Annotated in this window: 23 protein-coding genes and 1 pseudogene; 14 read left to right on the forward strand and 10 right to left on the reverse strand. The window is 68.2% G+C overall.

The genetic code is table 11. From position 1 onward, the window contains the following. Positions 1-15 precede the first annotated feature (15 nt). The 3 genes from KEG57_RS26120 to KEG57_RS26130 all read left to right on the forward strand — a co-directional run bounded on the left by KEG57_RS26120 (position 16) and on the right by KEG57_RS26130 (position 2718). Positions 16-843, forward strand: coding sequence for a metallophosphoesterase family protein (locus tag KEG57_RS26120; RefSeq protein ID WP_272424609.1), 828 nt, complete (start codon positions 16-18; stop codon positions 841-843). Beyond that, the gene (locus KEG57_RS26125) at positions 840-1601 is read left to right on the forward strand and encodes a 4'-phosphopantetheinyl transferase family protein (protein ID WP_272458867.1); all 762 of its coding nucleotides are present in this window, start codon (positions 840-842) and stop codon (positions 1599-1601) included. Before KEG57_RS26120 ends, KEG57_RS26125 begins: the two co-directional genes overlap by 4 nt. 88 nt (positions 1602-1689) lie before the next feature. After that, positions 1690-2718, forward strand: coding sequence for a hypothetical protein (locus KEG57_RS26130; RefSeq protein ID WP_272458868.1), 1029 nt, complete (start codon positions 1690-1692; stop codon positions 2716-2718). Here KEG57_RS26130 and KEG57_RS26135 read toward each other — a convergent pair. Genes KEG57_RS26135 through KEG57_RS26145 form a run of 3 tightly spaced genes read right to left on the reverse strand, consistent with a single transcriptional unit; the run spans position 2702 to position 5648 of the window. Continuing rightward, positions 2702-3625 carry an alpha/beta fold hydrolase gene (locus tag KEG57_RS26135; RefSeq protein WP_272424605.1) on the reverse strand — a complete coding sequence of 308 codons (924 nt, stop codon included), beginning with the start codon at positions 3623-3625 and terminating at the stop codon, positions 2702-2704. The genes KEG57_RS26130 and KEG57_RS26135 overlap by 17 nt on opposite strands. Before the next feature lies 1 nt (position 3626). Continuing rightward, the gene (locus KEG57_RS26140; RefSeq protein WP_272424604.1) at positions 3627-4016 is read right to left on the reverse strand and encodes a hypothetical protein; all 390 of its coding nucleotides are present in this window, start codon (positions 4014-4016) and stop codon (positions 3627-3629) included. Positions 4017-4070: 54 nt separating this feature from the next. Further along, on the reverse strand, positions 4071-5648 hold the full coding sequence (locus KEG57_RS26145; RefSeq protein ID WP_272424603.1) for a L,D-transpeptidase: 1578 nt from the start codon (positions 5646-5648) through the stop codon (positions 4071-4073). A gap of 82 nt (positions 5649-5730) precedes the next feature. On the opposite strand from KEG57_RS26145, the gene KEG57_RS26150 reads away from it, so the two are divergent. Then, positions 5731-7929 carry a sensor histidine kinase gene (locus KEG57_RS26150; protein WP_272424602.1) on the forward strand — a complete coding sequence of 733 codons (2199 nt, stop codon included), beginning with the start codon at positions 5731-5733 and terminating at the stop codon, positions 7927-7929. 344 nt (positions 7930-8273) lie between these two features. Here the strand turns inward: KEG57_RS26150 and KEG57_RS26155 are convergent, their stop codons facing one another. The 3 genes from KEG57_RS26155 to KEG57_RS26165 form a co-directional block, all read right to left on the reverse strand. Continuing rightward, the gene (locus KEG57_RS26155) at positions 8274-9533 is read right to left on the reverse strand and encodes an outer membrane protein assembly factor BamB family protein (RefSeq protein ID WP_272424600.1); all 1260 of its coding nucleotides are present in this window, start codon (positions 9531-9533) and stop codon (positions 8274-8276) included. A 2-nt stretch (positions 9534-9535) separates the two neighbouring features. Next, positions 9536-11392 (reverse strand): zinc ribbon domain-containing protein, encoded by a 1857-nt coding sequence (locus KEG57_RS26160; RefSeq protein ID WP_272424599.1) that lies wholly within the window; start codon positions 11390-11392, stop codon positions 9536-9538. 594 nt (positions 11393-11986) lie between these two features. After that, a complete protein-coding gene (locus KEG57_RS26165) occupies positions 11987-12328 on the reverse strand; it encodes a ClpX C4-type zinc finger protein (protein WP_308215642.1) in 342 nt (113 codons plus the stop codon). A 299-nt stretch (positions 12329-12627) separates the two neighbouring features. Here KEG57_RS26165 and KEG57_RS26170 point away from each other — a divergent pair. Next, positions 12628-13266 (forward strand): annotated as a pseudogene (locus KEG57_RS26170) (tetratricopeptide repeat protein); the annotation flags it as partial. Between the two features lie 63 nt (positions 13267-13329). Continuing rightward, positions 13330-15762, forward strand: coding sequence for a CHAT domain-containing tetratricopeptide repeat protein (locus KEG57_RS26175; RefSeq protein WP_272458870.1), 2433 nt, complete (start codon positions 13330-13332; stop codon positions 15760-15762). On the opposite strand, the gene KEG57_RS26180 is transcribed toward KEG57_RS26175, so the two are convergent. Both KEG57_RS26180 and KEG57_RS26185 read right to left on the reverse strand, forming a co-directional pair. Beyond that, on the reverse strand, positions 15746-16747 hold the full coding sequence (locus KEG57_RS26180) for a DUF6607 family protein (RefSeq protein ID WP_272424597.1): 1002 nt from the start codon (positions 16745-16747) through the stop codon (positions 15746-15748). The two genes, KEG57_RS26175 and KEG57_RS26180, sit on opposite strands and share 17 nt — an antisense overlap. Before the next feature lie 258 nt (positions 16748-17005). Beyond that, positions 17006-17833 (reverse strand): siderophore-interacting protein, encoded by an 828-nt coding sequence (locus KEG57_RS26185; protein ID WP_272424595.1) that lies wholly within the window; start codon positions 17831-17833, stop codon positions 17006-17008. A gap of 263 nt (positions 17834-18096) precedes the next feature. On the opposite strand from KEG57_RS26185, the gene KEG57_RS26190 reads away from it, so the two are divergent. From KEG57_RS26190 to KEG57_RS26210, 5 genes are read left to right on the forward strand one after another with little or no spacing between them, the layout of a single operon-like run. Further along, positions 18097-18894, forward strand: a complete 798-nt coding sequence (locus KEG57_RS26190) for a hypothetical protein (protein ID WP_272424594.1) — start codon at positions 18097-18099, stop codon at positions 18892-18894. Positions 18895-18937: 43 nt separating this feature from the next. Further along, positions 18938-19729, forward strand: coding sequence for an imidazole glycerol phosphate synthase subunit HisF (gene hisF / locus KEG57_RS26195; protein ID WP_272424593.1), 792 nt, complete (start codon positions 18938-18940; stop codon positions 19727-19729). Then, positions 19726-21585, forward strand: coding sequence for a hypothetical protein (locus KEG57_RS26200; RefSeq protein ID WP_272424591.1), 1860 nt, complete (start codon positions 19726-19728; stop codon positions 21583-21585). The genes hisF and KEG57_RS26200 overlap by 4 nt, the downstream gene beginning before the upstream one ends. A 54-nt stretch (positions 21586-21639) precedes the next feature. Further along, positions 21640-21900 carry a CopG family ribbon-helix-helix protein gene (locus KEG57_RS26205; RefSeq protein WP_272424589.1) on the forward strand — a complete coding sequence of 87 codons (261 nt, stop codon included), beginning with the start codon at positions 21640-21642 and terminating at the stop codon, positions 21898-21900. Then, positions 21897-22193, forward strand: coding sequence for a type II toxin-antitoxin system RelE/ParE family toxin (locus tag KEG57_RS26210; RefSeq protein WP_272424587.1), 297 nt, complete (start codon positions 21897-21899; stop codon positions 22191-22193). The genes KEG57_RS26205 and KEG57_RS26210 overlap by 4 nt, the downstream gene beginning before the upstream one ends. A gap of 31 nt (positions 22194-22224) precedes the next feature. Here the strand turns inward: KEG57_RS26210 and KEG57_RS26215 are convergent, their stop codons facing one another. Continuing rightward, entirely contained in the window at positions 22225-23181 is a 957-nt protein-coding gene (locus KEG57_RS26215; protein ID WP_272424585.1) for a patatin-like phospholipase family protein, read from the reverse strand. Positions 23182-23323: 142 nt separating this feature from the next. Here KEG57_RS26215 and KEG57_RS26220 point away from each other — a divergent pair, with 142 nt between their 5' ends. The 3 genes from KEG57_RS26220 to KEG57_RS26230 are packed head-to-tail and all read left to right on the forward strand — an operon-like array spanning position 23324 to position 24494. Beyond that, complete coding sequence (locus KEG57_RS26220) at positions 23324-23692, forward strand: AAA family ATPase (protein ID WP_272424584.1); 369 nt, start codon at positions 23324-23326, stop codon at positions 23690-23692. Further along, positions 23689-24099 carry a hypothetical protein gene (locus tag KEG57_RS26225; protein ID WP_272458871.1) on the forward strand — a complete coding sequence of 137 codons (411 nt, stop codon included), beginning with the start codon at positions 23689-23691 and terminating at the stop codon, positions 24097-24099. Before KEG57_RS26220 ends, KEG57_RS26225 begins: the two co-directional genes overlap by 4 nt. After that, the gene (locus KEG57_RS26230; protein WP_272424581.1) at positions 24096-24494 is read left to right on the forward strand and encodes a hypothetical protein; all 399 of its coding nucleotides are present in this window, start codon (positions 24096-24098) and stop codon (positions 24492-24494) included. The genes KEG57_RS26225 and KEG57_RS26230 overlap by 4 nt, the downstream gene beginning before the upstream one ends. A 298-nt stretch (positions 24495-24792) precedes the next feature. On the opposite strand, the gene KEG57_RS26235 is transcribed toward KEG57_RS26230, so the two are convergent. Continuing rightward, the gene (locus KEG57_RS26235) at positions 24793-25956 is read right to left on the reverse strand and encodes a thiolase family protein (protein ID WP_272424580.1); all 1164 of its coding nucleotides are present in this window, start codon (positions 25954-25956) and stop codon (positions 24793-24795) included. Between the last annotated feature and the right edge of the window lie 9 nt (positions 25957-25965).

Below are 25965 nucleotides of genomic sequence, written 5' to 3' on the forward strand. Positions count from 1 at the left end.
CGCGCGTCTGACCTCATGAAACTCCTCGCCATCAGCGATCTGCACGTCGGATTTCCGGACAATCGAACCGCCGTCGCGTCCCTCGGCGCGCGGCCCGACGATTGGCTCATCCTCGGTGGGGATCTCGGCGAAACGTTCGAGCACGTACGATTCGTGCTGGATACGCTGGCGCCGCGGTTCCGGAAGCTCGTGTGGGTGCCGGGAAACCACGAGCTGTACGTCAACCCCCACGAGCCGGGCGAGCCCCGCGGCGCCGCCCGATATGCGCGGTACATCGAGCTCTGCCGCGAGCGCGGCGTGCTCACGCCGGAGGATCCATATCCCATCTGGGAAGGCGAGGGCGGCCCGCACCTCATCGTCCCCATGTTCCTGCTCTACGATTACACGTTCCGCCCGGACCACGTGCCCGTGAGCGAAGCCGTCGCCTGGGCCGCGGAGCAAGGCATCGCCGCGGCGGACGAGGTCCTGCTCGATCCCGCGCCCTTTCCGAGCCGGCCGGCGTGGTGCCACGCGCGCGTCGCCGAGACCGAAGCGCGCCTCCGCACAGCGCCCGCGCTGCCGAAGGTGCTCATCAATCATTTCCCGCTGCGCCAGGACCTCGTCTTCCTGCCGCGCGTGCCGCGCTTCTCGCCCTGGTGCGGGACGCGAAAAACCACGGATTGGCACGTCCGCTTCGATGCGCGCGTCGTGGTGCAGGGCCATTTGCACGTCCGGCGGACGGTGCACGTCGACGGCGTCCGCTTCGAGGAGGTCTCGTTCGGATACCCGCGCGAACGCCGGAGCGACCGGTCGATCGACGCTTACGTGAAACAGATCCTCCCGACGCCGGAGATCACGCCTTGAGCCCTCTTTCCTTGCCCTCGGGCGCCGCGCACCTCTGGTACGTCGATCCCGACGCGATCGACGATTGGTACCTGCTCGCGGCCTACCATTCCGTCATGTCGCCCGACGAGGCCCGGCAGCAAGCTCGTTTTCGGTTCGCCGAGGGCCGACGCGAATACCTCGTCACGCGCGCGCTCGTCCGCGCCGTGCTCAGCGCGTATGCGCCCGTCGCCCCGCGCGATTGGGTCTTCGTGCGAAACAGCCACGGCCGCCCGGAGATCGCGGGGCCGAGCGGCGCGCCGAGGGTGCGCTTCAACCTCTCGAACACACGTGGCCTCGTCGCGATCCTCGTCGCAGAGGACCGCGAAGTCGGCCTCGACGTCGAGGACACCCACCGGCGCGGCGAGACCGTCAGCATCGCCGACCGCTTCTTCTCCCCGTTCGAATCCGCCTCGCTACGCCGGCTGCCCGCGCATCGCCAGCGGGATCGATTCTTCGATTACTGGACCCTCAAGGAAGCCTACATCAAGGCGCGGGGCATGGGCCTCGCCATCCCGCTCGATCATTTTTCCTACCACCTCGACGAGGCCGGCCCCATTCGTATCTCCTTCGAGCCCGAGCTCCCGGACGCCCCTTCGCGCTGGCAATTCTCGCTCACCTCGCTGGGCGGTCGTCATCGCGTGGCGACGGCGATCGAGCGAAGGCCTGGCGAGGGCCCCGTTGCCGTCGAGATGTTTCGTTGTGTCCCGTTCGAGGACGTGCCGCGGTCGCGTGGATGAGGAGGAACCCCAAGGCCTGACGGTTGTCCCAAGGAAGGCGGCGTCTTTTGCGTTTCACGAAGCACGCCCCCCATCCAAGGAAGACCCGATGGCCGACGGATCCCGCTTCCCCAGGCTCGCTCCCCCGTTCGCGATCACCGGCGCCGCCGCCGGCTGGCTCTCCGCGGGGCTGCTCTCGAACCCGCTTCTCGGCGTCACGTACGGCGAGATCAAACCCCTCGCCGCCCTCGGCACCATGCTCATCGCCGCCGTCACCGGCGTCCTCCTGAAAAAGCTCTGCCTCGGGTGGCGATATTCGTACGAAATCGAAACCCCCAACGCCGAGACCCGCCCGACGTCGGACCGGACCGGGTATCACGTCCTGGTCGTGCTCCTCGCCGGCGCCGCGGCCGGCGCGATGGTCGCGAGCCTCGACCACGCCAGCGACGGCACGCTCGGCGGCGCCGCGAGCGGGGTCTTCTCCGCGATCCTCTTCTTGCCCGTTTGCCTGCTCATCCTCTCGTCCGCGCGCCGCGCCCAGCGGGCCCGCCTCGGCTCGATCGTCGCGGGCAGCGATCGCCGCGCCGTGTGGGGGATCCTCGCGGCGGCCCTCTCCGCGGCCACGCTGCTCGCGGCCCTCGACTGGCCGGCGGCGCACCTGGAGGAGACCGAAAAGCCCATCCCGGCGCTCTTCATCCTGCTCGCGACAGCCCTCGTGACGCTCGTCGTCCTCGCGGCCGACCTTCGTGCTTTGAAGCGCGCGCAGACGGCGCTCGCGCCGGGGCTAGAGGCCGAGAACGACGGGCCCGCGCCGCTCGTGGACCTTGCCGTTCCGCGCGTCGATCTCGGCCTCGGCGACGACCTCGCCTCGCGCCTCGCGCGGAGCGCCGCCGCGTATCGAGGCCGGGATCGCGCGGTCGAGCTCGTCCAGGGCAATCCAGAGCAGGCCCTCGGCGCGCTCCGGCGCGCGGTTCGGCGCGGGGTCACGAGTCTGGCGCTGATGGGCGTGATCCTGGGCGCGCACGGCCTCGCCCAGTCGTCCTTCGTGGCGAAGCTCTACGCCGAGGCTCGTTGCAACACAGGGTTGCCGGCGCTCCTCTGCCAGACGTACCAGGCGCAGGCTATCCAGTCGCGGTAGCCGTCGTCGCGCCCTCGCCCAGCCACGAGAGCAAGAGCGCGTTGAAGCGGTCCGCCTGGACGAGCGTGAGATCGTGCCCCGCATTCGGCAAGAGCTCCGTCTGGATGTGCGGCGCGACGCGCTTCACCCGCGCGATCGCATCCTTCGCCGAATAAATCGTCTCGTTTTCCCCCAGGATCAGAAACGTCGGCCGCGGCAGCGCCTGGAGCTCCTCGTCACGTAGCACCGTCGGCTGCGCCGTGGGCTTCCACGCGAAACATCGCGCGGCCAGGTAGGAGTCCTCGATCACCTCCTCGACGAGCTTCCGGCCCTCCTCGCCCTTCGCCGCCGTGTCCGCGAGCATCCATTGCATGAAGTTCCGCGTGAGCCACGGAATGGGCAGGGCGGTCAAAATGGCGCGCGCCATCCATTTCACCACGATGGGCAGCACCGTGTTCGCCGGCGCGACGAGCACGAGGCCTCGCACCCGCCGCGGATATCGCAGCCCGTACTGGCTCGCGATCCACCCGCCGTACGAGAGCCCCGCGAGCGCGAACTCCGATCGGATACCGAGGCCCGTCGCGACCTCGTCGAGCCAGTACGCGTAATCGTACCCCTCCTTCGCGAGCCGCGAATAGACGCTCTGGCCGCAGTCGTGGATCCCGTCGATGGCGAAGACCTCGAACCGCTCGGCGAGCTTCGCAATGTTCGGCCCCCATTGCAGCGAGCTGCCGGAGATCCCGTGCAAAAGCACGAGCGGCGGGGCGCCCGCGCGCCCGCTCACCCGGACGAACGTCCGTCCGAGGGACGTTTCGATCGTGCGGCCTTCGCAGGGAACGGGCCAGCGCGCGGCGCGCTCGTCGTAGCGGGCAAGGAACCGTTCGCGGGCCTCGGCGGAGCGGAACGGGTGATGCGGGGGGAAGGTCATCTCAGGACACCCGCGAGGCGATGCGGCGCCGGACCTCGGCCACGAAGGCGTCCGGATCCTCGACCGAGACATAAAGCGTCTCGGTCGGAACGCGGACGAGCACGCGCATCGGCTGGGCCGGCGCGAGGCGAATGCGCACCACGTCGTCGTACGACCCGACAACCGCGACCGTATCGACGAAATTGGTTCGCCATCCGAGCCCGCCGAGCAGCGGCCAGCGCGCGCGCTCGACCGAGGTGACCCGCGAGAGCGGGATGCGCTCGTCGAAGAGCCAGCCAAAACGAACGTGGATCTCGTCGCCTTCGATGTCGACGTACGATCGCTCGGCCGTTCCGCCGAATACGGAGAGGAGTGGCTTGACCCAGGTGCTGCGTCGGATCTCGGTTCGCATGGGGCCCCACGATGGCCATCGTCGCCACACGACGCAAGGCGGCAGGTGACGATTCTACCTCGAAATCACGACCGCCGTCGTAGGCCCGTTCTCCGGGGCGCCGGCCCCCGACGCGCCCTGCCAGCCGGCGGGCACGGGTGGGTCGCTCCAATGGAACAGGGTCTCGGCGTCGATCGGCGAGAGGTTCACGCAGCCGGCGCTGGTCGGCTCGCCGAAACGCTCGTGCCAGTACGCGGCGTGCAGCGCGAAGGGCGGGTTGAAATACTGCGTGTGAGGGACGTCGGCGATCCAGAACGAGCGATCCTCGCCTTTTTCGGGCGACATCGTGGCCGCCTTGTCCTTGAACGTCACGTAAAACGTCCCGGTCGGTGTCGTGCTCGCCTTCACGTTGTCGATCCCCTTCACGGGAACACCGCCGGATCCGGGCGAAATCAGCGTGGCGAACACGGGTTTGAGCCCCTCGTACGCGACGAGCGTGCCTTGCGTGATCCGCACGTGCACCCACTTCGTCCCTTCGCGCACGCCAAACGGCAGCTTTTGCCGCGGCTCGACGACCGTCGCATCGGATTGCTCCACCCACACCGGCTGCCCGCCCTCGCGCTCCTTCGTTTCGAGGTACGTGGCCCCCGCGACCTCGGCCGTATGGCCCGTGAGCATCGCATACGAGCGCGCCGGGAACGACGTGCCGGTGCGCTCCATCGCGCCGCCGTCGAGCCTGCGCCATTTCGCGCGTGGTGATTTGCGGAACCAGGCGAGGGGCAAGGCGACGTCGTCCCCGAGGCGAACGCCGTGGAACGAGCTCGGTCGGAACGAGCGCACGCGGTCGGCGGGCACGACCGTGAGGTCCACCGAGAGCAGGAACGTGCGTCCCTCGGCGGAAAACGCCTTCGTGTACGAGAGCATCGACCCATGCGGGATGTTTTGCCGCACGAGATCGAATCGCCCGGGACGCACCATTTTGCCACCTTCGAGGAACGCGGGCAGCGGGTCGGTCGGCGTGATCGGCTCGGTCTGGGCGAGGTCTTCGTGCGCGGAGAGGAATTTCGACAGCGGCTCGAACTTGCCGGCGGGCCCGAGGAGCCTTTCGATGCGCGCCTGCTCGCGCGGCGTGGGCACGCGGTTGTACATCGGCGCGCCATTGGAGATGGCGTATTTGTAGGGGAAGGGTCCCGCCGCGGGCAACGTCGCGTCGAACGCGGGCCGGACCTCGGGCAGCGGCTCGCGCGAGACGAGCGGGTCGTTGCAGACGTACCCGCGCGGCTCGATCGCCCAGAACCCCCGCGCGCACCCGGCCCCGCGCACGGGTTCGGGCTTTTTCAACGCGACCGACTCGCCGACCCGAATGTACCCGAGGTATCGCTCGCCCTTCTTCTCGGGCGTCGGGTAAATCCAGGGAATGCCCTCGACGGCATAAAGGCGCGGCCCGGAAGGAGCCGCCGGCGCGGGTTCGGCCACGGGCGCGGAGGCGGAAGCGGGAGCGGCGGCGGAAGCGGCGGCGGGCGCGGGAGCGGGCGCGGAAGCGGTTGCAGCCACGACCACGGGCGCCTTCGGCGGCGGCGCGGGCATGAGCGCGGGCTCCGCCGGACCACATCCGAGCGCGAGCACGACGGGAGCGAACGGGAAGCCGCGCATCCTGATCCCGAGCTATGCCCCGGATTCGCTCGCCTGCGCAACTCCGCCGCGCCGAAAAACCCGTAGCATCGCGGAACGCCCCATGGCCCCGCGCGCGACCCTCCCCCCGCCCTCGACCGTCCGCCCCCCGAAGGCCCCGAGCCACCTCCAGGCCGAGCTCCTCGCCGCAGCCTGGGAAGCCTTCTCCGCGCTCCTCTTCGTCTGGACCGTCGTCCCCGACGCCCTCTCCGCAGCCTTGCCCGTCGCCATCACCATCGGCGTCGTCTCCCTCTCCCTCTCCGCCCTCGCCGGCCCAGCGCTCGTCCGCCGCGGATCCCGCGGCCTCTTCGTCGCCGCCCTCGTCCGCACCCTCTCCTGGCCCCTCTCCGTCAGCCCCCTCGTCCCGCACATCGGCTCCCGCGTGCTCTTCGCCGCCGCCGGCTTCGGCCTCATGGCCGGCGGCATCCGTCGCGCCTTCTACCGCCGCTTGAACCCGTTCGCCGACGCTCCCACCGACGCCCGCAACCTCCGCGACAAACTCGCCGAGTCCGCCATGGTCGCCGGCATCGTCGGCGGCCACACCCTCATGCTCTTCTGCGTCGCCTTCCTCCGCACGCAGAGCCCCGTCCTCTTCAAAGCCTGGCTCGAAATCGTCCCGGCCCTCGCCCTCGTCGGCACCATCGGCTTCACGCTCGCCGTCCGCCCCGCCACGCGCCACGTCGCCCGCGCCCTCGCCGCGGGCCCGAACGGCGACCGCGCCATGCACGAGCGCGCCATCGCCCAGGCCGAGGCCCTGCCGAACACCCTCTCCTACCTGAACTTCACCGTCTGGTCGGCCTTCATCACGATCGGCGTCTTTTACGCCCGACCCGGCCGCGCCGCCTGGTCCGTCGCCGACGCCGTCATGGAGATCTGCCTCGGCATCCTCTTCGCCTTCGGCGTCTCCTTCTACCAGCGCGGCTGGGACCTCGACACCGTCGCGCCCCTGCTCGAACGGCTGCGAGCCTGGACCGGCCGGGGCGCGGCCATGCTCGCCGAGCCCATCACCCTGCGCCGCCGCATGCTGCGCGATTTCGGCCTGCCGCTGCTCTTCACCACCACGCTCTCCCTCTTCTCCTCCGTCGGTCTCTACCGCGCCCTCTCCGTCGGCAGCGATCTCCGCCAGGACATCGACGCCATCGCCGCCCTCATCGCCGCCTTCGCCACCATGGTCGTCGCCGCATTCGGCGTCGTGGCCCGCGCCGCGCGTGAACTCAGCCGCCCCCTCGCCGTCCTCGCCGGCGCCGCCGATCTCGTGGCCGGTGGCGCACTCGACGCCGCAGCGCCGCCCGTCACCGGGCCCGTGGAAGTCGTCGGCCTCGGCGAGAGCATCGAGCGGATGCGTGTGCGGCTCGCCGGCACCATCGCCGAGCTCGAACGCGAGCGTGCCGGTCTCGAAGAAAACGTCGTAGCTCGCACAGCCGAGCTCACGAAGACATTGGACGAGCTCCGCCGCGCCCAAGCCGCGCTCGTCCAGGGCGAGCGTCTCGCCTCGATCGGCGAGCTCTTCGCCGGCGTCGCGCACGAGATCTACAACCCCCTCACGGCCATCGCCGGCGCCGCAGCCCCCCTCGAACGCCTGTCCTCGGAGCTCGGGCAAACCCTCGCCGCCTTCCGCGCCGCCCTGCCGGAACTCTCGCCAGCGCGGCGAAACGAGCTCGAAAGCACGATGAAGGAGCTCGACGTCGACGCCGCGCTCGAAGACCTCGTCGGCATCTCGCACCTGCTCCGCCGCGCCAGCGATCGCGCCGTCCGCATCGTCGGCAACCTGAAAAGTTTTTCCCGGTCACCCGGCGAGGTCGTGCCCACGGACCTCGTGGCCGGCATCGAGGAGACCCTGGTGCTGCTCGGCCGCCGTCTGCGCGACGCGGGCATCGAGGTCGAAAAACGTTACGGCGACGTGCCCGAGGTCCTCTGTCGCTCAGGCGAGATGAGCCAGGTCTGCATGAACCTGCTCGTCAACGCCATCCAAGCCGTCGAGAGCGACGGGCGCTCCGGCAAACCGACCCCGCGCATCGTCATCGAGGCCCGTCGCGACGGCGGCGCAGCCCTCGTCGCCGTCAGCGACAACGGCCCAGGCGTCCCCGAAGACATCGCCTGCCGCATCTTCGAGCCCTTCTTCACCACAAAACCTCGCGGCCAAGGCACCGGCCTCGGCCTGTCGATCTCGAGCGACATCGCCCGGCGGCACGGCGGCGCGCTGTCCCTGGAGCGCGCCGAGAGCGGCGGCGCACGGTTCGTCTGTCGAATCCCGCTGGCCTGATCGCTCGCTGTCCCGTCGCGCCGGGGCTCTGCCCCGGGCCCCGCGGGGGCTGTTCGCCCCTCGACCCGAACCAGGGCAAGCCCTGGACCATTTGGGGAAGAACTGCGCGATGCGCAGTTCTTCCCACAGGCCCGTGGCAAGACCAGAGACAGCGTTGCCAGTCACGGCGGTCTTGGTTGGCAGGGCCTTCGTTGGTCTTGACCTGGCCTGTTCGATGAACTGCGCATCGCGCAGTTCATCGACCCCGAGTCCAGCGCTTGCGCTGGTCCGGGTCCAGGGGCGGACAGCCCCTGGTGGGGCCTGGGGCAAAGCCCCAGTGCAGCGGCTTCGACACGAGACAGCCGTCAGATCCCCAGCATCCAGATCGTTCCATCCCGACAAGCTGCCACCAGCTTGTCATCGCCTGCTGGCTGGATCGCCACCGGCGCTGCGCATAGCTTCTCGCTCACGAGCGCCACGTTCCCATCTGGCCGCGCCACCCCGACGCGCCCGTTTTGCCGCGCGAACGCCACGCGCCCCTCTGCGTCCACGATCATCGCTGGGCTCGGCCGTGCATCGGCTGGCGCGTTGAAAAATCCTGTCGCCGCTGCCGTCCCGGCCGGCGCCGCCGGATCTGGGGCCGCCGGCTGCGCCCCCTTGTCGAGCACCATCCGCAGCCGCTCGTTGCCTGCTGCGTCCACCCCGAAGAGCAGTCCCGTCGACGTCGAAAACATCGCGAACCCCCGCGGGTGGATCGTCACCGGCTCGTCGTACGTCCCGAGCCCCACGTCGCCGGCCCGCACGTGCGTGAGCCCCGTCTTGAGGTCGAGCCCCACGAGGGTCTTGCCGTTCACCACTGCGAGCAGCGTCCGCCCGCCTTCGAGCGCTGCTCCGCGCCGCAGCGGCCCGCCGAACGTCCCGACCTTCTTTGGCGGGTTCGGCGGCCGGAACACGTAGACACCGCCGGCCTCGCCCGTTGCGATCGTCCCTTCTGGACCCTCGATCAGCGCCCCCACCGCACGCTCCGGCAAGCTTGCCCGCGCCCGCACCCCGCCGTTCGCGTCGAGCTCCACGAGTGCCCGTCCCCCGACGACCACGCTTCCGTCCGAACGCGCGAGCGGCGCCACGTCGAGATCGCGGCCTCGTTGCCCGAGCGGCGTCGCGAACTGCACCCGACCGTCCCGCCCGAGGCCTACCGCCGCGCCCGCGCTCGTCACGAGCAGGATCGTCCCGTCGCTCGTCAGCACGGGCGGCGCGATGGCTGGCGCGCTGCCGAGCCGCGTCCGCCACACCTCCTTGCCGTCCGGCGAATACGCGACCACCTCCGGCACCGTCAGCGCCGTGTAGATCCGCCCCGTCTCGTCCACGACCGGCGGCACCTCGATCGTCCCGCCGAGGTGCCTCCGCCACTTGTCGACCGGCGGAAACGGCAGCCTCGATCGACTCTGCCCCGTGCGCCGCGCGTCCACTCGCTCGCTTGGCGCGTGCCCGCGCGGCGGACCTACGACCACCGTGTACGGCCGCGTCGTGTCGATGCCTTCCGCGTGCGCGATCTCCGGCGCCGGCTGCGCGCAAAACCCTGCCACCACGGCGAGGGCTGCCCCGAGGCGCGACGGTGTCTTCATGCTCATTTCCGCTCTCCGGGCATCGTGAACGCCACCTGGATCTCCGGCACCACGCTGCTACCCGGCGCGCTGAACGGTTTTCCGAGTTGACCGTACGCCGTGATCACGTCGCCCGCCTTCGCCGGGTTCGGGAAGCCGTGCACGAGCCGCACCCGGCAAGGACCTTGTCCCTTCGGACACCCCTCCTTCGCCGGCACGTCGAGCAAGAAGATCGTCTGGTGGTTCTGCGTCCGCGCCTCGACGATCTCGCCCGACACCACCGCGGCCTTGCCCACGTCACTCGCCTGCGTCGAGGCGAACGCCGTGTAGCCGAGCGGTTTGTCCGTCATGAACTCGTGCGCCGCGGCCGCGAGCTTCTCCACGCGCCGCACCGCGATCGGCACGATCCGCGGCGCCATCCCGGGCGCCTTCGCGCGCACCTCGATGTTCGTCGATCCCACCGACGACACGCTCATCCGCTGCGCGAACGATCCGTCCGCGGACACCTGGATCGGCTTGCCCGCCGCGAGCACCTCCGCGCCCTTCATCGTGCGCCCTGCGAGCACGAACGTCTCGCCGTCCACGATCACGCGCGGCCCCGGCGCGTCGATGTGCAGCGGCACGATCCCCACCGCGACGTCGACCGCGCCCTCCTCGCGCGTGCCGCCTTCCGTCTGCACCACGTACGGCACGCGGCGCTTGAGCGTCGCGGGTTCGTCCGCGGGCCCCGTGCAATCCGCGGCCACGTCGATCACGTGCACCGCGGGCCCGTCCTTCACCGCCGCGGGCTTGCCGTCGATCGTGATCTCCGTCCCGCCCACGGCCTCGACCGCCACGTGCACCGACGGTTTTTCATTCGCGAGCCCCGTGAGATCCGGCCGCAGCCGGTAACTCACGTGCACGCTCACGCCGACGGACTCGTCGCGCCCGCTGCCCGGCCTGTCGATCGAGACCTTGAGCCGGTTCTCGCCGAGCGCGAGCGGCGCGGGCAAGGTCACGAGGGCCGTGTGTTTCTTGATGTCCGCGCTCGCCGCGCCGATCTGCACCTTCGTGCCGTCGGGGCAGCTCTTGCACTCGATCTCCACGGCCTCGCGGCCCTCGGGCGTGGCCTTCACCCGCGCCGTGAGCGGAGGCGGGCTGCTGTAGAGCAACGTGAAGACGACGGCGAACACCACGAGCAAACCCGCCGTGATGATCACCGGCAGCGCGCGCTTTCGGTTCTTGCGCGCGCGCTCGCGCACGACCTCGCCGCCGCGCGGCTGCATGGGCGGCAAGACGAGGCGCTTGCGCGCGAGCTTGTCGCGGGAGCTCGGCCGCGGGTTCTTGCCGCGGTACCGCTCCATCTCGTCGGGCATGATCGTCGCGCCGAGCTCGTGTGGCATCTCGCGCTCGCGACCCGCAGGTTCGCCGTCGACGATCGGCGCACTCGCGCGGAGCGGCGCGATGCCCGGCCGCGCCACGCCGAGCAACGTGCCCTCGGCAGGCGGCGGCGCCTTGACGGCGGGCGCAGCGGAAGGCGAAGCGGCGTTCGGGACGGCGACGCCGAGCAACGTCTGCGCGGGGGCGTGCGCCGGCGCGGGCTTCCGGCCTTCGGACGGCGCGAGGGCAGGCATGCCGACGATCGTGCGGTTCTCGGGCGACGGCGGGACGACGGGCCTCGCCGGGCCATTCGAGCCGGGTTTCACGAGGGTCGGCGCGTCGGGATCAACCGCCATCGACGCGTTCGGGCCCTTGGCGAGGTCCGACAGCGACACGCCCACCATCGTGCGCGCGGTGGCGGCGCCTTTCTGCGCCGACGCGAGCGTGGCCAGCGCAAAGCCGCACCCGCCACAGGTGGCGGCGCCGGGGCTAGCCTTGGTCCCGCACTCGGGGCAGTGCATCAGGGCGGATACTACCGTGGAAGCTCGCCAGGGGAAGCCCCCCCTGGCCTGGGCCGTCGCGCCGGGGCGCTGCCCCGGGCCCCGCGGGGGCTGTTCGCCCCTCGACCCGAACCAGGGCAAGCCCTGGACTCGGGGTGGAAGAACTGCGCGATGCGCAGTTCTTCCAACGGGCCGGTGGGACGGTGTTGCTGAGCGCAGTGGCAGCGCGGCTGTCTGGTCGTGTCAATCGAGTGCGAACGCCTGCGCGGTCGTCCTTGCATCGGCGCGAAGGCGCCCGGGACACGTGCACAGCGCGGGGTGCGCCGGAGCCAATGGGGCCGTGACGACGTGAGCAGCGCCCCTGCGTCGATGCAAGCGCGGATAGGAACACGTCAGGGCGACGCTGGGACGCGCGCAAGTGCTCCCGCGCCGCGTGCTCGGCGTCCGTTGAACGCGTGCAAGGCACGCGGCGCAGGTCGTTTGGAGCGCCTTGCACGCGTGGAACACCCACCGAGCAGCCGCCATCGGGCGATTCGCACGCGCGCAAGGCGCGTCGTGCTGGCCGCGTGGTCCAAGGCACGACCGTCCGTCCGTCCGACTCGGTGACGAGCGCGCTCACGTGCCTGTCGAAAGATCCCCGGGCACGCGGGCAGCGCGCGCGGCCCAGGAGGATCTCGCGAGGTCGTGGGGGTCATTGCCCTCGACCAACGCGGCGCAGTCCGCCACGCAGGTGTCGCAGAGGAAGATGCCCTTGGGCCCTTTGATCAGCTTCTTCACGCTCGCTTGCGGGAGGTCGCAGAACGAGCACGCGACGTCCGCATGGCGTGAGCCACGACGAACGTCCGGGATGATGTGTGCTAGCCTCGAGCTATCCATTGTCGAGGGGGGCGCGTCGTCTCGCGTTACGAGGATGCAAGCGGCGCGTGGGCGCACACGTTCGACGGCGCATGCAATCATCGAGGAATGCACGCATGGAAATCCTTTTCGATGCAGACGTGCTGAACGAATTCGAAACGCTTCACGATGAGGCCATCAAGTTGACCGCCGCAGGAAACGTAGGCGCCGCCATTCCCATGATCCAGCTTGGCCTATCCATTCTCGAAAACACCTTTGGGCCGGAGCCTCTTCAGGTGGCGTATGCACTGAAGAACGCCGCGGATCATTACGACAATCAGCACGCAGACCACCGGGCGAATTTGCTCTATCAACACGCGATCCTCCTCGTTGAAAAAGCAACGGGACCGGACAGTCCGGAGATGTTCTCGTGGCTGACTCATTTGGCCAGGCGGTACAGATCACGCGGAGATCATCGGGCCGCAGAACCATTGCTCGCCCGCGCGATTCAATGTATGGCGCGAGGTGCGGACCCGGAAGATCCCATTGGCAGCGGCTTCGGATGGGCCATCGAAGAAGGTCAGCTGCTCCACGCAGAAGCGGCCAAGCTCCGTGATCGAGATCATTATGATGCAGCCATTTTTCTCGCAAAAAGCGCACGCACATTGCTGGAGAATGGCTTCGGAGGCCCCTCTGACTTGTCTTCGACATCGAGTTACATCCTGGGAACGACGTACGCGCGAAAGAAAGACTACCCCAACGCCGAACTGGAGCTCCGACGCGCGATTGTCAGTGGCGAAAAATTGTTGTCACCACACCATCTCACATTGGCCACTCCGCTCCAGGATCTTGCAAGACTGTATGCCGCAAAGGAAGACTACGCCCAAGCCGAAGCACATTACGCAAGAGCCATCGACATCTTGAAAAAGACGTGTGGACCCAACGACCCTCGCGTTGGGATGGCGCTCGATCGATTTGCGGAAATGTACTTCCTGAAAAACGATTAAGCCAAAGCCGAATCGCTGTGCCGGGAGGCGCTCGCCATCCTCGAACGAGCGCTGGGACCAAACCATGCCCTTGTTGCGAAGCTATCCTTCCAGATCGGGGTATTGCGCGAATTTCAGATGGATTCCACCTGGACCCAGTTGCGCTACGAGCTCGCGCTGTCCACGATGGAGAAAGCGGTCGGTCGCGATCATCCCGCGGTGGCGTCCATGCTCGACCGCATGGCAATCGTCAAGACCAACGAAGGACATTACGACCATGCCATTTCGTTGGCTCGACGAGCAATTGCCACACGACAAGCAGCATTCGGAATGAGCCATCCGGGCATCACGGACTCACTCCTCGTATTGGCTGACATTCAAAACCAAAAGGGAGACTTCGACGAGGTAGAGCGTCTTTGTCGGCGGGTCATCGACATCAACGAAAAGACAACGGAAGCGTGCCATCCCGGTGTATCGCACGCCATGAACCTTCTCGCGGATCTCTTGCTCCGCCGAAAGAAAGACTTCGATGCTGCGGAGGCACTTTTTCAGCGCTCGCTGGCCATGACCGTGGAGACATTTGGAGCAGACAACCCCGACGTTGCGATTTCGTGGAACAACCTCGCCATGCTTTACAGTTACAAGAAGCAATTTTCGAAGGCCGAGGAATATTTTTTCCAGGCGCTGACCATTGGCGAAAGAGCACTCGGGGCGGGGCATCTGCAAGTGGCCGTTCTTCTCCGCAATCTCGCGACGATGTATATCGTCTGGGGCAAGCCGGAACATGCCGTGAAACACCTCGCACGGACGGTGCACACAGAAGATCGGCATATTGCGATGCGTTTGACCGTCGGGTCGGAGGAGCAAAAGCGGAAGCACATGAACCTCCTCTGGCGCTCGACGAACGACGCCATTTCACTTGTCGCCCACGACGCCCCCAACGCCTCGCAATCGAAGGAACTCGCTCTTCGGACCATTTTAAATCGTAAAGGTCGAGTGCTCGATACGATGACCGACAACTTCTCCACGCTGCGCCGATTCTTGACGACGGCGGATGGCAAGCTGTTCGAGCGCCTGCAGCGCGTCTGCGCGGAGCATTTCGCCCTCGTGTGGCGCGGATCCATCCGTCCGCCCAAGGTCGAAGACCTGTTGGCCCGCGCGCGTCTCGATCAAGAACGGCAACAACTCGAAATCGCCATGAGTCATCGGTGCGGCGAGCTGCGGGGCGAGCTGCAACCGGTGACGATTGAGCAAGTGCAAGCTGCAATCCCCGAAGGTGCAGCGCTCGTGGAGCTATTCCTCTATGTACCCGTCGTTCATGATACCGACGAATTCAAACCCGGTCGTTATGTTGCCTATGTGCTACTTCGCGATGGCGCGATTTCCTGGGTGGACCTCGGCGAATCCGATGCCATTCACAAGCTGACCGTGGAGTTTCTCGCGGCACTTCGACGACCCACGCCGACGACGCGCGAATTCGGTGATGTCGACACTGCCATTGCGGAGCATCGCACAGCGGCCCGAACGCTCGATGCTCTCATCATGCAACCCATCCGGCGTTTGCTCGGCCCAATTCGTAAGATTCTCTTGAGTCCCGATGCCTTGCTGAACATCGTGCCGTTTGGTGCGCTCATCGATGAAGATGGTCGCTACGTCATCGAAAATTACGAATTAAATTACTTGGCAAGTGGCCGCGATCTCTTACGCCTTGCGGACCACTTCCAATCGCGCCAAGGTCCCGTCGTCATTGCCGCCCCCGATTACGAACATATCACGCCCATTGCTCCGGATGCGCAGGAGAGCGTCGCGCGGGACCCTACTCGTGATGCGCTGCGTGGGTTGTCTTTCCGTCCGCTTCGCTTTGCCGCGCAAGAAGGTCGCGCGATTGCACGAAAGATCGACGGTTCCACGTTGCTGATGGGAGAGGCGGCCACCAAAGGCGCCTTGATGAAGGTAGCCGGGCCAAAGCTGCTCCACATTGCGACGCATGGCTTTTTTCTGCAGGGCCCATCGACGCAGGAAGCGCCCTCGCCATTCGATGAGGGTTTGTTCGGTTTTGATCGCCCCACGCATTTCAAATCGAACGTGGACAACCCGCTCTTGCGTTCGGGCATCGCGCTCGCTGGTGCAAATCGCGGGCACGAGAATCAGGCGCTCGGCATTCTGACGGCGTTCGAGGTTTCGCAACTCGACCTGCTGGGGACGAAGCTCGTGATATTGTCGGCGTGCAAAACGGGCCTGGGTGAAATCGCCAGCGGTGAAGGTGTCTATGGATTGCGTCGAGCCCTCAGCATTGCCGGCGCGGAGACGCAGGTCATGAGTCTATGGAGCGTGGATGATGCGGCGACGTGTGAATTGATGGAGGCTTATTACGACAAGTTGCTTGCGGGGGAGGGGCGCGTAGAAGCCTTGCGTCGAGCCCAGCTCGAAATGCTAGGCCACCCTGATCTCGCGCATCCGTATTACTGGGCTTGCTTCATTGCGTCGGGAAATGATGCGCCCCTCCGCTCATCTGCGGAGACCGTTGACGAGGGGGGCCGCCCTGACTCGGCCTCTAGCGAGCGTCGCTGACCGCGGCGGGCTCGGCGCGCACCATTTTTGCAAAGTGCGTATCGAGCCAGCGCTCGGCCTCCGCGAGATCGGGCGTGCTGCGAAACGCCTCGGCGCGCTTGAGCACGTCGATGAGCAGCTTCTCTTCGTGGACGGGGTAGGCCAGAGACAGCTCTCCGTGCGCGAGGTGCGTTTCCCAGCGGGCGCGCACCGCGGCCCAGAACGCGGCGGTCTCCTTCCAGTAGCGCTGAGCCGCGCTGAGCGGATCGTCGATGCGGGTGTACTCGTTGAAGCCGAATTCCCGAACCAGCGGGCGCTCGACACCGTCGCGGCGGATGACCTTGGTGTTGTCCTGCTCGTGGGTCCAGCCCAGCGGCGTGATGGTGTGCCGGTTCTCGGCGACAATCAGATCGTAGTCTTTGCGCTTGGAATACTCGCGGCGCGGGAGCGGGCGCAGCGTCGTCTCCGAGGTCCAGGTCGACGAGCTCTTCTGATGCACCCAGGTGCCGCTGCCGGCATAACGTGGCGCATCGTTGACTTCGTAGACGAGCTGGGTCCACGTGCCTGCGCGTTCCTGCTCGCTGCGCGTGCGCCGGTCGAACCGCTGCGCGCCGAGGAACCGGAAGTGATCAGGCGCCTCGTAAACCCACACCTGGCGCCAGTGCTTCACCACCATGCCCGCGGGAAGCACCAAGAGGTGCTGGAGCTCGATGCGTCGCGGCTCGTCGCTCACCACCACCACGGCCTCCGTGCCGGTCACGTCCTTCGAGGGGCGCGGGAGGTAGCCCGGCTCGAGGAGCGTTGTCTCGTCGAAGTGGAACGACACGCGGTAGCTGCCGGCCATCGAGAGGATCGCGCGGCGGTCGCAGTCGAAGGCAGCAACGCCCGGGCCGCACCAGGCCTCGGTGCGGGGGACTCCATGGGCGAGCCGCTCGGCTCGCGAGCTCCCTGCATGTCCACATCCCACGAGCATCGTCGTCGCCAGAGCCAGAGCCACAGTGCGCATGCGGAGGCTCGTAGATGAAGTTGCTAATGAAAGTCAATATCTATGAAGGGCACCGCACGAAACGAACGCGCGCAGCCTTTCGCCGCTGCGATTGGCAACGCCGTCTCTGGTCTTGCCACCGGCCCGTTCGATGAACTGCGCATCGCGCAGTTCATCGACCACGAGTCCAGCGCTTGCGCTGGTTCGGGTCGAGGGGCGAACAGCCCCCGCGGGGTCCGGGGCGGCGCCCCGGCGCGGCGGCGGCCCCAAAAAGAGACGTCAGCTCAGCGGCTCGTGGTGATCGTGCGCGACCACGCCGCGCTTCCAGTGCCCTGAGGCGTGGATTCGTGCGCGCGCCCAGCCTTGCTCGCGCACGAGCATGCGCATCACTGCGGCGGTCTCGGAGGCCTCACCGGCGAGCCAGGCGAATCCATTGCTCGCATCGGGAAGCTCGGCTGCGCGCACGATGTCCACGAGCTGCTTTGCTACGTCGCCCGCTCCGCCCGCGTCCGCACGGTGCACCCAGCGGGTCTCCACGCCTGGCTGGACAAGCTCGGGCCATGCGACCTGGTCTTTCGTGTCCTCGACCAGCGCCACCACGAAATTGTGCACGGTCGCCGGTGTCTCCTCGAGACGACGTACCATCTCCGGCAACGCCGTCTCGTCGCCGACGAAGAGCTGCCAGGCTGGTTGCAGCCGGAGCAGGCGCGAGCCGCGCGGCCCGGCGAGGCCCAGCACGTCGCCTGGGGTCGCGCGTGCCGCCCAGGAGGAGGCGACGCCATGCCCGTGCAACAGGAAGTCGACGTCGATGGTGTCCGCGTGCCTTGCCCTGATGGTGTAGTCGCGCGCGATCGGACGTGCGCCCGGTGGCGGCTTTATTTCGCCGCGCTCGTCGATGACGGGCAGTGCAGGCTCGGACTGTCCCTCGGCGGGGAACAAGAGCTTCACGTGGTCCTCGGGTGCCAGGGATATGAAGCCCTCGAGTTCGGGACCGCCGAGCGTGATGCGACGCATACGTGGCGAGAGATCGCGGACGCGGGTGACGACCAAACGGCGAATCTTCAGCGGGTGACGAACGAGCTCGAAGGGCGAGTCTTCACGGTTCATCGAGGACACTCCTGCGGAGACGAAGGTGGCCGGTCACCAATAACACTGGGGAAATTTATGCAACGAGCGAATCGGTGTGTTGGACGAAAGGTCTACGATGCGGCCATTCGCCGCCTTGAAGCAGACGCAGACCAGGAGCCCGAGCCGCTTCGCTTCCGCCCCCGCTTCCACTTCCGCCCCCGCTTCCGCAACATCTCCGCTGTTGACAGCCCCCTCGCGGCGCGCGAAACCATGGGCGCGTTCTTAACGGCAGGAGGCTGACTTTGCTGAAGCACCTCAACATCGACGAGATGGTGGCGATCATCGCGCCCTGGGTGGACGAGTCGAAGCGCAAGAGCGTGTTCCTCTCCATCCCGGAGATCGCGCCGCTGCATGGCAAGGTGCTGAAGGCCTACGAGGCCGTGATCAGCATCCCGCAGACCAAGGCCACGCCGACTGCGCTCGCCTCGATCCTCGAAGAGGAGACGCTCGTCGACGCGCGGCACGATCACCTCGCCCGCGCCATCTCGCTCTCGCTCGACGCGCGCGCTGAGCTCTACCTCGCGGGGCATCCGCCCGACTTCGCGCGCGCGGCGCGGGCCCGGGACATCTCGCGCAAGTTGTTCCCGACGGGCCTGGCGATCGTGAACGCGTCGCTGCTCGCGGAGTCGGGCAACACGGCGCGGGTCGCGCGGCTCGTGCGGGAGGAGGAGCCCTGGATGAGCGACTTCCTCACGGAGATCCCGGCGGGCGCGCCCCCGCATACGCTGAAGGACGTGGTGGACGCGTGGATCGCGACCGGCGCGCGCCTGGCCGAGCTCGAGAACGCGCGGACGGAGCTGCTCGCGAAGGAGGCGGCGACGCCCGAGGGCGTGCTGTCGCCACAGGCCGCGCGCAGCTTTTGGCTCCGGGTGGTGTCGCAGGTCCTATCGAACCTGGAGCTGTCGGAGGCGCCGGCCGAGTACATCGAGGCGATCCGGAGGCCGGTCCTGCGTGCGTCCGAGCGGGCGGAGCGGCGGTATGCGGGCGAGAAGAGCGCGCCGGACCCGATGAACGACGATACGTTGCCGGCCGACGGCTGAAGGGAAGTTGGCCCATCGCGGCGCCTGGCGCTAAGCGCGCTGTGTGCTGGCCAAGCGCATCATCCCGTGCCTCGACGTGAAGGACGGACGCGTCGTCAAGGGCGTCCAGTTCGTCGGGCTCAGGGACGCGGGCGATCCCGTCGAGGCCGCCCGGCGCTACGACGAGGCCGGCGCCGACGAGATCACCTTCCTCGACATCACGGCCTCACACGAGAAACGCGGGACGCTGCTCGACATGGTGCGCGCGGCGGCCGATCAGATCTTCGTGCCGCTCACCGTGGGCGGCGGCGTGGGGAGCGAGCGCGACATCGAGGCGTTGCTCGACGCGGGCGCCGATAAGATCGCGATCAACACGGCCGCGGTGCGCGAACCGGAGCTCGTGGAGCGGGCGGCGGCGCGGTGGGGCGCGCAGGCGATCGTGGTGGCGATCGATGCGAGGCGGGTCGGGACGGAGGAGCCGGCCCGGTGGACCGTCGTGACGCACGGGGGGCGGCGGGAGACGGGGCTCGACGTGATCGAGTGGTCGAAGCGGATCACGGGGCTCGGGGCGGGAGAGATCCTGCTGACGAGCATGGACCGGGACGGGACGAAGGCTGGCTACGACCTCGCGCTGACGCGGGCCGTGGCGGACGCGGTGAGCGTGCCGGTGATCGCGTCGGGGGGCGTGGGGACGCTCGAGCATCTGTACGAGGGGCTCGTCGTGGGAGGGGCGGACGCGGCGCTCTGCGCGTCGATCTTCCACGACGGGACGTACTCGGTGGCGGAGGCGAAGGCGTACCTGGCGGGACGCGGGGTGGCGGTGCGGCAAGGCGAACCGAGGAGAGGTGGGTCGTGAATCGGGCGAACGTGACGCTTTCGGAGGTCCTCGGGGCCGCATCCGCGCGGGCCGCGGCGATGGTGCCGGAGAGCGCGGGCTACCTCGTGCTTTCGCTGTGCGACGCGCTCGGGAATCTGCCGATCCGGGTGGACCCCGCCGCCGTGACGCTGTCGGCCGAAGGCGTGGTGGCCGTGAACCGGCAAGGCGAGGTGCTGTCCGGCGCGGAAGCCGCGCGCGGGCTGCGGGAGTTGCTCGGGCGGCTCCTCGCGGTGACGGCAGGCGGAGCGCCGGGGCTTTCCGCGGTGGCGAGGGCAAGGGCGCAGGCCGCCGAGCGAGGTCCGGGCGTGGTGGCGGCGGAGATCGAGGCGGCGCTGGTGCCGCTGAATCGGGGTGCGGCGAAGCGGACGCTGGCGAGGTTGGCCAGGGAGACGGCGCGCGCGGTGGAGGCAGGGCTCGTGGTGGAGCCGGCGCCGCTGCCGGCGCCGGTGGTGGTGGCGGCTCCGGTGCAGGCTCCGGTGGTGGTGGCGGCGCCGGCACCCGCTCCCGTGGCCGCTGCCGCGCCCGCGCCCGCTCCCGTCTCCGCGCGCGTGGCCGCTCCCGCGTCCGTGACCGTGGTGGACAAGGTCGTTTCGGTCGCGGCCATCCCTTCCCTGCCGCCGGATCTGCTGTTCACCGCGCCGCCCTCGGGGCCGCTGCGCGAGGCGACGCCGACGCTCCAGGATCCGATGTCGATCGAGACGACCGACGCGACGCCGCTCTGCAGCGTCGATCTCGCCCTGCTGGAAGCGCCGGCCGAGAGCGAGAAGTCGAGCCCCGCGGCGGCGGTGTTGCCAGCGTCGGAGCCGGTTGCGGCGCAGGCGCAGGTGCCGGTCGTGCCCGCGGTGGCGGAGTCGACGTTGCTTTCCGCGCGGGAAGCGGCGGTCGAGCTCTTGCCGCCGGCCGAGGCGTCGCCCGCGGCGGCGCCGGTGTCCGTGAAGGACGCCGGGACACGCGTGACCCACGAGTCGACGTGGCCCTGGCCGGTCGGGCTCGGGATGCGGCCAGAGGCGCCACCGCCGGGATCGGCGCGGCCTGTCGCGGCGCCGCCTTCGCGGGTGGAGGAGGCGCGGGTGGAGGAGGCGGCGGCCGTGGTGCATGCGGTGCCGTCGGAGGTGCCGCCTTCGGCCGAGGAATTGCGGAGCTTCGAGTTCGAGGTGCTCACGCCGCTACCGTCACCGGCCGTGGAAAAGGGCGTGGAAGCGCTGTCGCTGTCGGGATTCTCGGGCATCGTGGAAGCGCTCGAGCATCCAGCGACGGAGCCGCCCGCGTCGGTGGTGGATCCGGTATGGGTGGCGCCTTCGGTGTCCGTGAAGCCGGTGGCGGTGGAGCCTGCGGTGGCGGAGGAGCCGGCGGCGGCGGTCGTGGAAGAGGCACCCGCGGAGGCGGCCTTCGTGGCGGCGCCCGCGAAGGTGGGGCCGGACCGCGTGGACGAGCTGCTGACGCGATTCGCATTGCCGGAAGGCGGCGAGGAGGCGTTGTTCCGGGCGACGGCGTCGAGCTTGAAGGAGCTCGCGGGGCTCGCGCCGACGCCCTACGCGCCGGAGGTCCTGCCGGCGATCCGGATCCCGGCGCGGCCGGAAGGCAAGAGCCCGGAATGGCTGCCGCAAGTACGCAAGGAGCCGGCGGAGCTCGCGCCGGCGCCGCTGGTGCCGGTTTCACGCAGAATGGGGGCGCGGGTGCTTTTGCCGCTCGCGCTGTTGGTGGTGGTGCTGGCAGGGACGGGGGTGCTCGCCTGGGCAAGACCGGGCATTTTCGCGCGCGTGCCGCGGTTCTGGAAGGCGGTGCCGAGCGAAGGAGCCGAGAGGCCGGTGGCAGCGACGGACGAGGCGGAGTAGGGCGCCAAACGACGCGCTGGAAACCGCGCGACGAGGCTGGTATCCTCCAGTTCCATGAGCACGCACGTGTTGCCCTTGCCGCTGGCCCTCGATCCGGAGCTTCGTGAGCGTCTGGAACGGATCGCCCAGGCCGCAGGCCGCAGCGTCTCCGAGCTCGCAGGCGCCGTCCTGCGCGACTTCATCGACGAGAACGACCGCCAGCTCGCCGCCATCGACGCTGGCATCGCCGAGGCCGACGCAGGCGAGCTCCTCGATTTCGAGGAAGTCCGAGCGGACATGCACAAGAAGATGTCCGCCCTCTCCCCGAAGCGATGAAGCTCCGGCTGACGCTCACGCGGCTGGCCAAGCTCGACCTGGACGACCTCATCGTCCACATCGGCACGGACAACCGTCGAGCCGCCGTGAAAATCGGCACCTCGATTCTCGACAAGATCGAGCTCCTCAAGGACCACCCGGAAATGGGGCGTCGCGGTCGACGCCCCGGGACACGGGAGCTCGTCGTCGAAGGCACGCACTACATCGTCGCTTATCGCGTCGTGCCCGAACGAGAGCAGATCCAGATCCTGCGAATCCTGCACACGTCGAGGCTCTGGCCCGAGCAGCTCTGAGCGTACCCCAAGCCGAGCCTCGGTTTCCCGCCTACCCCCGCTCGAACCATTCCTTCGCCGCGGCCGCGCCATTGGCCACGAGCTTGTCCTGCATCTCCTTCGAGAGCTTGAATTCGGTCGTGGCCACGCCCGCGTCGTCGATGAAGATCGTCCGCGCGAGCGCTGCTTCGTCGAGGTGCAAGAGCGTCGACGAGGAGATGATGAACGAGGTCAGCGCCTTGGCGTAGGTCTCGAAATCTTTGATGTCCATGCGCGGAAGCCTCCAATCGTCGAGGGAGGCATCGTTCTCCGCCTTCGTCCCCAGGCAAAAGCCGAGCGTCGCCGGCTGCACCGCCGGGGCGTGCGGATCGGCGCCGAGGACCGGGGTCTTGTGGACGCCGTCGAAAAGATCGATCGGGTAATTCCACGAGACACCGCCGTCGACGTAGAGGTCACCATGGAAGGGGTACGCCTCGAAGAAGAGCGGAATGCTCATCGACATGCGCACGGCCTTGTACACGGGGACGTCGGGGCGCGAGGCGGCTGAAAAGACCTCGGCGATGCGCTGCGAGAGATTCGTCGTGACGACGTAAAGGTTGCGAGCGCGGCCAGGGTATGCCGTGGCGAGGGCCGAAAGCTCCGCGAAGGTGAGGTCGGGCTGAGCGCGACCGGTGAGGCGCTCGGTGAGGTGCGCGATCTGATTGCGCAGCCAGTCCTCGGCGGTCTTGCCCGGGTGGACGCCGTAGGCCTCGAAAAGGCGCGAGGCGCCCCCGAAGACCCAGCCCTTGCCGTCCATGAATTTGGTGAAGTCGGTCTCCCGCAGGATCTTTTCGAGCTCCGCGGCGTCGACGCCAACCGCGAGAAGCGCCGCCGTGATCGCGCCCGCCGACGCGCCCGCGACCTGCGTGACGCCCCCGAGCACACCACGCCGCTCGAGTTCCCCGATCGCGCCGGCATACGCGATCCCCTTCATGCCCCCACCCTCGAACACGAGATTCTCGATCTTCATGACACGAGCCCTCCATCGGACAGGGTATCCGGGGCGTGGGGGCGGCGTCATCCATGAAGCAACCGGGGTCGAGCAATCCGTCTCCCCTCGAAAGCGCATGGGTTCGGATGGCTGGCGTACAGCGACGTGGTACGCTGATGGCATGATCACGCGGTTCGAGGTCGATGGGTTCAAGTCGCTGCGGGATTTCGCGGTGGATCTGGAGCCGCTCACCGTGTTCGTCGGCCCGAATGGAGCGGGGAAGTCGAACCTGCTGGAGGCGATGGCGCTGCTCGGGCGGCTGGCCTCGATGCCCGTGGAGGAGGCGTTCAAGAAGGGACGCGGACGGGTCCTCGATCAGTTCAGCCGGTTTGGGGGAGAGACGAGCAAAACGATTCGATTTGCGGTCGAGGTGTCGATGCGCGCGCCCATTCCAGCTCTCGATGAGGAGTCGCGACGCTCCCAACAGGATATCAATACGAGCTCACGATTGAGCGCCGAGCGCGGGAATCGGGCGTCGACAGATTCGTGATCAAGCACGAGAGTCTTCGGGGAAAGCTCGACGGCGGTGACGAGACGGATTCTTTCGTCACCAATATCATCGGAGAGTCTTCAGGCACAGTTCTCCAGGGGGCGCATTCGGTCCAGTTCTCTTCCCCTCTCTTGGGTCTCGTCAACGCCCTCGTGGAAGAACTCGGCACATTCCGCATCCCTCATCTCGATGCCACCCGACTCCGCGAGCCAAGCGAGAGAATCAGCTCCGGCATCCTCGCGCCCGACGCCTCCAATCTCGCGACGATACTCGCGGACACGCCTCCGCGCGAGCCCCGCGCCCGCCCCGTGGGCAAGCCCAAGAAGCCGAGCGACAGCGCCTTCGTCGCCTCGCTGCGCGAAGTCGACATGCTGCTCCACGCCGCGGACGCCGAGGCGGCCGAATGACACGGAGCCGTATCTACCTTTGTGCTGCCCTCTATGCAGAGGGGCCAAGCGATTACGATTTCCTCTCCCCACTCATCAATCGCTTGCTCGATCTGCTGGGAAATAGGCTTCTTCCGAGCAGGGTCGACGTCGCGGAGACCATCGGCATCGACGCTCCCAGGCCGTATCCCCCGAAGCGAGACGATCGTATCGCCGCCGCTGTCGCCGAGCACTGGGGCGCCTTCACGCTACTTGTCATCCATGCCGATGGCGCAGGAGACCCGGACGAAGCGCGGCAGACCTGCGTGACACCGGGGACCGCTCTGGCCGAGCAGGACTTTCCATCCCTCGTCAGCGTGCCGTGCGTCCGCGAGGCCATCCAGGCCATCGCGCGCGCCTCGGACGCCGCAGACTGAAATCTCCCGCCAATGCAAGGGTCCCCCCGCATACCGCACGGGGACCCGTCCTCGATGAGCCTCCGCCACGCTCCCCCTCCGTACCGAGCTCCCCTCGACGTACCTTCGCTACGGTCCCCCTCCGTACCGAGCTCCCCTCGACGTACCTTCGCCACGCTCCCCCTCCGTACCGAGCTCCCCTCGACGCCCCTTCGCTACGGTCCCCCTCCGTGTTGAAGCCTCGTCCATGAGACTCCCCTAAGAAAAAAGGCCCCCGCGCATCCGCACGGGGGCCCTCTTCAACGAAGGAACGTGGAGCTCAGGCCCGCTCGAACAGCCCCGCCGCGCCCATCCCGCCGCCGATGCACATCGTCACGATCGCGTACCGCCCGCCGCGGCGGCGCAGCTCGTAGAGCGCCGTCGCCGTGAGCTTCGCGCCCGTGCAGCCGAGCGGATGGCCGAGCGCGATCGCGCCGCCGTTCACGTTGAGCTTCTCGTCCGGGATGCCGAGCTCGCGCTGGCAGTAGACCGATTGGCTCGCGAACGCCTCGTTCATCTCGACGAGGTCGATGTCGGCGATCGAGAGCCCCGTCTTCGCCAGGAGCTTCTTCACCGCCGGCACCGGGCCGATGCCCATGATCGACGGATCCACGCCCGCCGTGACGAACATGCGCAGGTAGCCGAGCGGCTTCACGCCGAGCGCGTCCGCCTTCGCCTTCGTCGTCACGAGCGCCGCCGCCGCGCCGTCCGAGAGCGGCGAGCTGTTGCCCGGCGTCACCGATCCTACGGTCGCGAACGCGGGCTTGAGCGCCGTCAGGCCCTCCAGCGTCGTGTCCGGGCGCGGCAGCTCGTCACGCGTGAAGTCGAACGCGATGCGCTCGTTGCCCTTGTAACGCACGCCCGTCACCGCGACGATCTCGTCCTTGAAGCGGCCCGCCTCGATCGCTGCCGAGGCCTTCTTCTGGCTCGACAACGCGAACGCGTCCTGATCGGCGCGCGCCACGTTGAAGCGCTTGGCCACGTTCTCGGCCGTGATGCCCATCGGCGTGTAGACCGACGGGAACCGATCCATCGCCTCGGGCGAGACCGAGATCTTGTTGCCCGTCATGGGCACCATCGACATGCTCTCGACGCCGCCCGCGAGGACGATGTCCGCGTAACCGGCCGTGATGCTGCCCGCCGCGAGCGCGATCGCCTGCAGGCCGCTCGAGCAGAACCGGTTGATGGTCATCGCCGAGACCTCTTCGGGCAGGCCGCCCAGCAAGGCCACCGGCCGCGCCACGTTGAGCCCCTGCTCGCCTTCCGGCATCGCACACCCGAGGACCAGGTCGTCGATGTCCGACGGCTTGATCTGCGGCACGCGCGCGAGCAGGCCTCGGATGACCTCACCCGCGAGCTCGTCGGGGCGCTTCTGCGCGAGCGCTCCCTTGTGGGCACGGCCCACGGCCGAACGAACGGCCTCCACGATCACGATGTCTGCCATGGCTACCAC

It is taken from the genome of Polyangium jinanense (genome assembly GCF_028435365.1).